Here is a 6,448-nt window from a genome sequence, read left to right on the forward strand (position 1 = left end):
CCTCGGTGATGTCGCCCAGGCCGCCGTAGAACAGGATGGGCTGGATCACGGTTTCGAACAGCCAGCCCTGGGCGGCGCCGAGCCAGTCGCTTAACAGTTGAATCATGCGCTATGCTTATTTTTGTCTGTTGCTGTGGGAAGAATAGTCCGGGTGCTCGCGCAGCGTGGCGAAGCAAAAGCCCTTCTGCTTCAGGCCCGCGATCAGCGGTTCCAGGTTGGCCGGCGCCCACGGATCCCGGCGCGACCAGATGCCCATGTGGGCCATGAAGATGTCGCCCGGGCGCAGCTCGCGCAGCGATTTCTCCAACAATACCGCATTCGGCCATGCGCTGCTGGACAGCTCGTCGCCCGAGAAGCCGGCCTTGGCCCAGCCCGCGTGCGCGTAGCCGCAGGCCTTGGCGGCGGCCAGCGAGCGCGGGGACGTCTTGCCGCCCGGAGCGCGCCAGATCGGGTCCAGGCGTGCGCCGGTGAGTTCGTGGAAGCGGCTGTCGACGCGCCGGATCTCCTCGCAGTACTGGGCCGGGGTCCAGCTCTGCACCTTGCCGGCGGCCGCGCCGAACTGCGGCTTGACCTGCAGGCGCCCGTCCGGGCCGTCCTTTTGCCAGTACACATGGTCGAAGGTGTGCGAGCCGAAGGCGTGGCCCTCGGCCAGGCGCGCTTTCCAGAACGGCGCCCAGGACGGGTCCAGCGAATAATCGCCGCGCACCGTCTTCTCGTTGGCCAGGAAGAAGGTGGCCTTGACCTGGTGCTTGCTCAGGGTCTGCGCGATCAGCTCGGCCTGCGACTGGCTGCCGGTGTCGAAGGTGATGTAGATGGTGCCGCTGCAGGCCGGGGCAGCCGCAGCCGGGCCGGCGGCGAGGATGGCGAGGACGGCGGCAGCGCCGCCCGATAGCAGCGGGCTGCTCATGGCGCCGTCAAACGCGCGGCGAGGAGTTGGCGAAGAACACGCCGTGCGGCGAACGGCCGACCGGGATCATCTTGACCACCTTGCGCGTGGCCAGGTCCACCACCGCCACTTTCTTGATCCAGCGCAGCGTGACCCACATGGTTTTCTTGTCCTCGGTGATCTCCATGCAGTCCGGGCCGCCCGGCACGTTGATCATGCCGACGTTTTCCAGCGTCTTCTGGTCGATGATGTTGATCGAGTTCGACACCCGGTTCGACACATAGGTGTAGCGGCCGTCGCCCAGCGCGCGGAAGTTGTGGGTGCCGTTGCCGGCCTTGATCTTCTTGACCGTCTTCTGGGTTTTCCAGTCGATCACTTCCACGTAGTCGCTGCCCATGATGCCCACCAGCAGGTGCTTGTCGTCCGGCGTCATGGCGATCCCCGCCGGCAGCTTGCCGACCGGGATGGTCCACTTGATCTGCTGCGTCTTCAGGTCGATACAGCTGATCTGGTCGCTGCCCTGCTGGGTGATGAAAGCCATGCTGCTGGCCGCGTCGAAGGCGATGTGGCTGGGCAGCTTGGCCAGCGGCAAGCGCTTGGAGAGCGTGAAATTCTTGCCGTCGAACTTGTAGATGTCGATCCGGTCGAGCCGCAGCGAAGTCACCACGAACCACTTCTGGTCCGGCGAGAAGCCGATCTGGTAGGGATCGAGGATGTCCTTGATGTGGCGCTGCACCTGGCCCGTCTTCGGGTCCAGGAACACCAGCTCGTTGCCTACCGAGCTGGCCACGATCAGGGACTTGTTGTCCGGCGTGGCCATCAGGTGGTGCGGCTCTTTGCCGACCGGGAAAGTGGACAGGGTCTTGTAGCTGGACTGGTCCAGCAGCTGGACGGTGGCGTCGCGCGAATTGAGCACGACCACCACGTTCGCTTGCGCCGAACTGAGGGCGGCGACCAGGCAGACGCTGGAAAGGACGATACGGCGGAGACTGCGTAACATGACGTGGAATCGCTTCTGAAGAGCAAAACACTATTCTAAGTGCAAACCGGACCGTAGCAAGGCAAATGGCGACAATAATGCTGGGGAATAGCGCCGATGCGCGGCACAGACTACAATAAATGGCTAACCTAACAAACAAAAGGAAGATTATGTCCACCATTACCACTCCATCCGGCCTGCAATACGACGACGTGGTCGTCGGCGAAGGCGCTGAAGCGAAAGCCGGCCAGAACGTGACCGTGCATTACACCGGCTGGCTGCGCAACGACGACGGCAGCAAGGGTTCCAAGTTCGATTCGAGCAAGGACCGCAACGATCCATTCGAATTCGCGCTGGGCGCCGGCATGGTGATCCGCGGCTGGGACGAAGGCGTGCAAGGCATGAAGATCGGCGGCACCCGCGTGCTGACCATCCCGTCCGAGCTGGGCTACGGCTCGCGCGGCGCCGGCGGCGTGATCCCGCCCAACGCCACCTTGATCTTCGAAGTGGAACTGCTGGGCGTCTAAGCCGGCGCGCATTGCCGCATCAGCGCAGCCATGCGCGCTGCATGGCTTCCTGCTCGGCCGCCGCGTCGAGCAGGGCGCCGCTGCTGCGCTGCTCCACCACCGCCTGCACTGCCGCAGGCAGCTCGGCGCGCACCTGCCGCGTGCCCGCCGCCGGGGTCTGCACCAGCACCGGCAGCCGCCACCCTCCCCCGCCTTTGCAGGCCAGCCCTGCCAATTCCTGCGCCGCCTGCCCGCCGCCCTGGGCCGTGAAGCTGCGGCAGTAAGCGCCGTCGGCCGCCACGAAGCTGGCCGCGATGCGCACGCTGCCGCCATACACGCCGCCGGCGCCGGACGGCGCCTGGTCCAGCGCCAGCGCCAGCCTGCCCTGCGCCACCAGCGCGCCGTCGCGCCAGGCCACGCTGGGCGGCGCCTGCGGGTCCGGCTGCCAGCCGGCCAGGCCGAATTTGCCGATCACCACGCCCAGCGCCAGCACGCCGGCCAGCGCGCCCCATTCCAGCCACGACCAGCGCCAGCCCTTGCGCGCCTTGCGCGCGGCCTGCTGGGTGGCGGCGCGGGTGGCGCGCACGGCCGCCAGCTGCACCACGGTGGCGCCCCGGTGCGGCCCGGCCAGGCGCTGCCGGGCCGCCTGGAAGTGCGCCAGGCGCTGCGCCAGCACAGCGTCGCGCAGCACGGCCGCCTCCACGGCGCGCCGGGTTGCCAGGTCCAGTTCGCCGTCGGCGTACGCCATCAGGATGTCGTCGGAAAAGCTCATGATACGGTTCCTCGTTAGTTCCGATCATACCCCCAGAGACGCGGCAGGGGTAGCTGGCGTGGCGCAAAATCGACGCAAGCCAACGCCCGTATGGCTTACTTTAAAAATTCTATAGGCAGATTCTTACCCCAGGCAATAATTATGTGCTAATCTGCGCGCTCTATTAACCAAGGAGGTAGTAATGAAAAAAGGCGAACTGATTGCAGAATTTGCTAAGCGTACCGAAATGTCGGGCGCAGCAGCCAACGATGCAGTGAACACTCTGATTGCCATCGTTACCGAGCGTCTGAAAAAGGGCGACACGGTCGGCATCACCGGCTTCGGCACCTTCTCCGTCGCCAAGCGCGCAGCACGCAAAGGCCGCAATCCTGCCACCGGCGAAGCGATCAAGATCGCCGCGTCCAAGACCCCGAAATTCTCCGCTGGCGCCACCCTGAAAGCGGCAGTGAACCCAACCAAGAAGAAGTAAGCGCTTCGGTAATCACTTCGGTGATTGGGTACCGGCCGGGTTCAGCCCGGCCATTTTTTTGCCCCGAGCGCTCAGGCGCAGCCGTCCATCAGCGCCAGCAGCACCAGTTTTTCGAACTCGGGCGCGAAGCGGCGGATGATGTTGTCCGGGTCCTTCACCAGCGCGTCGTCGGTCACGATGCCGAACTGCACCCCGCCGTTGTAGGACAGAATCGACACCCCCACCCCGATGTCGCCCGACTGCGGCACCCAGAACATGATCTGGTCGAGCCGGCTGCCGGCCAGGTACAGCGGCGTTTGCGGCCCCGGCACATTGCTCATCACGGCGGTGGCCTTGCGGGCGAAGAAGTTCTGGATCTCGTTCTGCACCTGCCTGGGCGAGGCCCCCAGCACGCCCAGCACCGACATGGCCACCAGCGCCGTGTAGCTGCCCTTGAGCTCTGTCATGCGGCGCTGCACCTCTTCCAGGCGCGCCACCGGATCGGCCAACCCCACCGGCAGCACCAGCGGCACCAGGCCGAAGGCGTTGCCCAGGCGCTGCTGGCGGCTGGCCTTGCGCAGGTTGACCGGCACCATCACGCGCACTTCGCAATCGCCCGCCACCGCGTCGCCGCAGTCCTTCAAGTAGGCGCGGATGGCGCCGGCCACGCTGGCCATCAGCACGTCGTTTACCGAGCAGCCGTAGGCCTTGCTGACCGCCTTGATCTCGCCCAGCGGCAGCGGTTCGCTCCAGGACACGTGCTTCTTGCCGTTCGGCTTGCCCTTCAGGCGGGTGGCGCTGTCGTCGGCCATCGTGGTCAGCTTGACCGCGTCGTTGGTCAGCTGGGCCGCGGTCTGGCCGACCGCCGCCATCTTGCCGGCGATCTTGTCCAGGTCAGCCCACATGCTCATCGACTTCAGCAGCACCGACGAGGACAGGTCGATGGTCTTCACGCCGGCAGCGGTGATGGGGTTGAGGATCTGCTCCCATGGATTGGCCTCGGCTTCGGCCACGGCGGCGGCGGCCGGCTGCACCGGCTGCTCGTCCGGGTGCTGGCCGAACATGGACATGAACACGCCCACCAGCGCGATGCCGTCGGCGATGCAGTGGTGGATGCGCACGATCAGCGCCTGCCGCACTTTGCCGTCCTCGCCGATGCAGTTCTCCACCAGGTGCATCTGCCACAGCGGGCGCGCCGGGTCCAGCGGCTGCTGCGACAGCAGCCCCACCATGCGCTGCAGCGCGGCCTTGTTGCAGGCCCCCTGCTCGTCGTCCAGGCGGGTGTGCACCACGTGGTCGTCCAGGTCCACCTCGTCCTCCTCCCACCAGGCGCCGGCCAGGTCGGTCACCACGCGGCTGCGGAAGCGGCGGTAGGCCAGGAAGCGCGTCCGCAGCGCCTCCTTCAGGCCGGCCACGGCGATCGGCTCGGCCATCATGGCCACGCCGACGATCATCATCTGGTTTCCCTCGGAATCCATGCGCAGCCAGGCGGTATCCACCGTGGACATTTTTCTGCGGCCGAGCGCCGACAAGGCTTGAGACAGCATATTTGAGTTTCTCCTCTATAGTTTTGGGCAAACCGCACCGGCGCAGCATAATCTTTGTATTATGTGGCTTCGGCACGGACGTGCGCAAAGTTACTTTAGTGATATTACTCTAGGAGAGTTTATGAGTCTGCAAGAACAATTCGACCAAGCGATGGCCGATTCCAAAAACCTTCCGGAGCGTCCGGACAACATGACCCTGCTGAAGATCTACGCGCTGTTCAAGCAGGGTTCGGCCGGCGACGTGGAAGGATCGCGTCCGGGCTTCACCGACATGGTGGGCCGCGCCAAGTACGACGCCTGGGCCGCGCTGAAAGGCACCTCGCAGGACGAGGCCAAGCAGCAGTACATCGACCTGATCGAAGCACTGAAGGACGCATAAGGCGTTCCGCAAAATAAAAAGCCCGCTTGCAAGCGGGCTTTTTTACGCCGGGCGGTTCACACCGGCTTCGCGCTGCCGAAGATCTTGGCCATCTTCTCGGTCGCCTTGGCCTGGATTACCGGCGCGAAGGCGCCGAACAGGAAGCCCAGCTTGATGAACATTTCGGCCTTGTGCTTGGTCAGCGTCAGCGTGCCGTTCACGCCGCTGCGCTCGAAGCGCAGCACGTCGCCGTCCCACTCGTATGCCAGGTCGAATTCCTCGGCCAGCTTCTCAGCGACCTTTTGCGCCGCGTCGCGGGCCTTTTTTGGCGTCAGGCTGTGTTCCTGAACGATATTGATGTCTGCCACGAATGTCCTCTCCTTGATCTGGGGCGGGCGCCATTTTACAGCAGGCGGAAGGCCAGGATGGCGCTGATGGTGGGCGGGATCGCGGCCAGGAACAGGCCCAGCGGGCTGACCGAGCCGTCGCCGAAGTAGCGCTTGAGCAGCGCCATGCCGGCCGGATTGGGCGCGTTGGCAATCACGGTCAGGCCGCCGCCGGTCACGGCGCCGGTCACCAGCGCGTATTTGAACTGGTCGCTCAAGCCCTCCACCAGCGAGCCCAGGTAGGTCAGCGCGGCATTGTCGGTGATGGCCGTCAGCGCCGTGGCGCCGTAGTACACGGCCTCGCTGCTCATGCTCATCAGCGCCGGCTGCAGCCACCACTGCTGCTGCCCGCCCAGCACCACCAGCCCGGCCAGGAAGAAGGCCACCATCAAGCCCTCGCGCAGCATCAGCCGGTCCTGGTGGCGTTCGTAAGCGTGCACCACGCCGAGGAAGAACAGGAACAGGCCCATGAACACGGCGCTGTGGTGCGAAAACACCACCACGCCGGCCAGGAACAGCACATGGACCAGCACCAGCGGCAACGGCACCGGGGTGTCCTTGACTTC

9 protein-coding genes are annotated in these 6,448 nt (G+C 65.2%); 3 read left to right on the forward strand and 6 right to left on the reverse strand.

Annotation, left to right across the window (positions count from 1 at the left end; all coding sequences use genetic code 11):
- Positions 1 to 115 precede the first annotated feature (115 nt).
- Entirely contained in the window at positions 116 to 907 is a 792-nt protein-coding gene (locus AC6H42_RS10610; protein ID WP_497547991.1) for a polysaccharide deacetylase family protein, read from the reverse strand.
- Positions 908 to 914: 7 nt separating this feature from the next.
- Positions 915 to 1,886: a YVTN family beta-propeller repeat protein gene (locus AC6H42_RS10615; protein ID WP_497547992.1), complete on the reverse strand. Its 972-nt coding sequence runs from the start codon at positions 1,884 to 1,886 to the stop codon at positions 915 to 917.
- Positions 1,887 to 2,035: 149 nt separating this feature from the next.
- On the opposite strand from AC6H42_RS10615, the gene AC6H42_RS10620 reads away from it, so the two are divergent.
- Positions 2,036 to 2,392 carry an FKBP-type peptidyl-prolyl cis-trans isomerase gene (locus tag AC6H42_RS10620; RefSeq protein WP_057153485.1) on the forward strand — a complete coding sequence of 119 codons (357 nt, stop codon included), beginning with the start codon at positions 2,036 to 2,038 and terminating at the stop codon, positions 2,390 to 2,392.
- Positions 2,393 to 2,411: 19 nt separating this feature from the next.
- Here the strand turns inward: AC6H42_RS10620 and AC6H42_RS10625 are convergent, their stop codons facing one another.
- Positions 2,412 to 3,143: an RT0821/Lpp0805 family surface protein gene (locus AC6H42_RS10625; protein WP_057153484.1), complete on the reverse strand. Its 732-nt coding sequence runs from the start codon at positions 3,141 to 3,143 to the stop codon at positions 2,412 to 2,414.
- 181 nt (positions 3,144 to 3,324) lie between these two features.
- Between AC6H42_RS10625 and AC6H42_RS10630 the strand changes: the two genes are divergently transcribed.
- The gene (locus tag AC6H42_RS10630) at positions 3,325 to 3,612 is read left to right on the forward strand and encodes an HU family DNA-binding protein (RefSeq protein ID WP_050409188.1); all 288 of its coding nucleotides are present in this window, start codon (positions 3,325 to 3,327) and stop codon (positions 3,610 to 3,612) included.
- Positions 3,613 to 3,683: 71 nt separating this feature from the next.
- Here AC6H42_RS10630 and AC6H42_RS10635 read toward each other — a convergent pair whose 3' ends face one another.
- Entirely contained in the window at positions 3,684 to 5,138 is a 1,455-nt protein-coding gene (locus tag AC6H42_RS10635; protein ID WP_497547993.1) for a wax ester/triacylglycerol synthase family O-acyltransferase, read from the reverse strand.
- Between the two features lie 121 nt (positions 5,139 to 5,259).
- Between AC6H42_RS10635 and AC6H42_RS10640 the strand changes: the two genes are divergently transcribed.
- Positions 5,260 to 5,517, forward strand: coding sequence for an acyl-CoA-binding protein (locus AC6H42_RS10640; RefSeq protein WP_497547994.1), 258 nt, complete (start codon positions 5,260 to 5,262; stop codon positions 5,515 to 5,517).
- Positions 5,518 to 5,573: 56 nt separating this feature from the next.
- Here the strand turns inward: AC6H42_RS10640 and AC6H42_RS10645 are convergent, their stop codons facing one another.
- On the reverse strand, positions 5,574 to 5,864 hold the full coding sequence (locus tag AC6H42_RS10645; protein ID WP_057153482.1) for a polyhydroxyalkanoic acid system family protein: 291 nt from the start codon (positions 5,862 to 5,864) through the stop codon (positions 5,574 to 5,576).
- A gap of 35 nt (positions 5,865 to 5,899) precedes the next feature.
- Positions 5,900 to 6,448 (reverse strand): putative Na+/H+ antiporter (locus AC6H42_RS10650; protein ID WP_497547995.1); only part of this gene is annotated, 549 nt, incomplete at its 5' end.

The sequence above is a fragment of the Massilia sp. NBRC 108631 genome, assembly GCF_059704565.1.

Bases quoted from the DNA above. Each gene is read 5' to 3' on its own strand.
- AC6H42_RS10630 (WP_050409188.1), top strand. From the start codon at position 3,325: ATGAAAAAAGGCGAACTGATTGCAGAATTTGCTAAGCGTACCGAAATG.
- AC6H42_RS10635 (WP_497547993.1), bottom strand. From the start codon at position 5,138: ATGCTGTCTCAAGCCTTGTCGGCGCTCGGCCGCAGAAAAATGTCCACG.
- AC6H42_RS10625 (WP_057153484.1), bottom strand. From the start codon at position 3,143: ATGAGCTTTTCCGACGACATCCTGATGGCGTACGCCGACGGCGAACTG.
- AC6H42_RS10610 (WP_497547991.1), bottom strand. From the start codon at position 907: ATGAGCAGCCCGCTGCTATCGGGCGGCGCTGCCGCCGTCCTCGCCATC.
- AC6H42_RS10640 (WP_497547994.1), top strand. From the start codon at position 5,260: ATGAGTCTGCAAGAACAATTCGACCAAGCGATGGCCGATTCCAAAAAC.
- AC6H42_RS10615 (WP_497547992.1), bottom strand. From the start codon at position 1,886: ATGTTACGCAGTCTCCGCCGTATCGTCCTTTCCAGCGTCTGCCTGGTC.
- AC6H42_RS10620 (WP_057153485.1), top strand. From the start codon at position 2,036: ATGTCCACCATTACCACTCCATCCGGCCTGCAATACGACGACGTGGTC.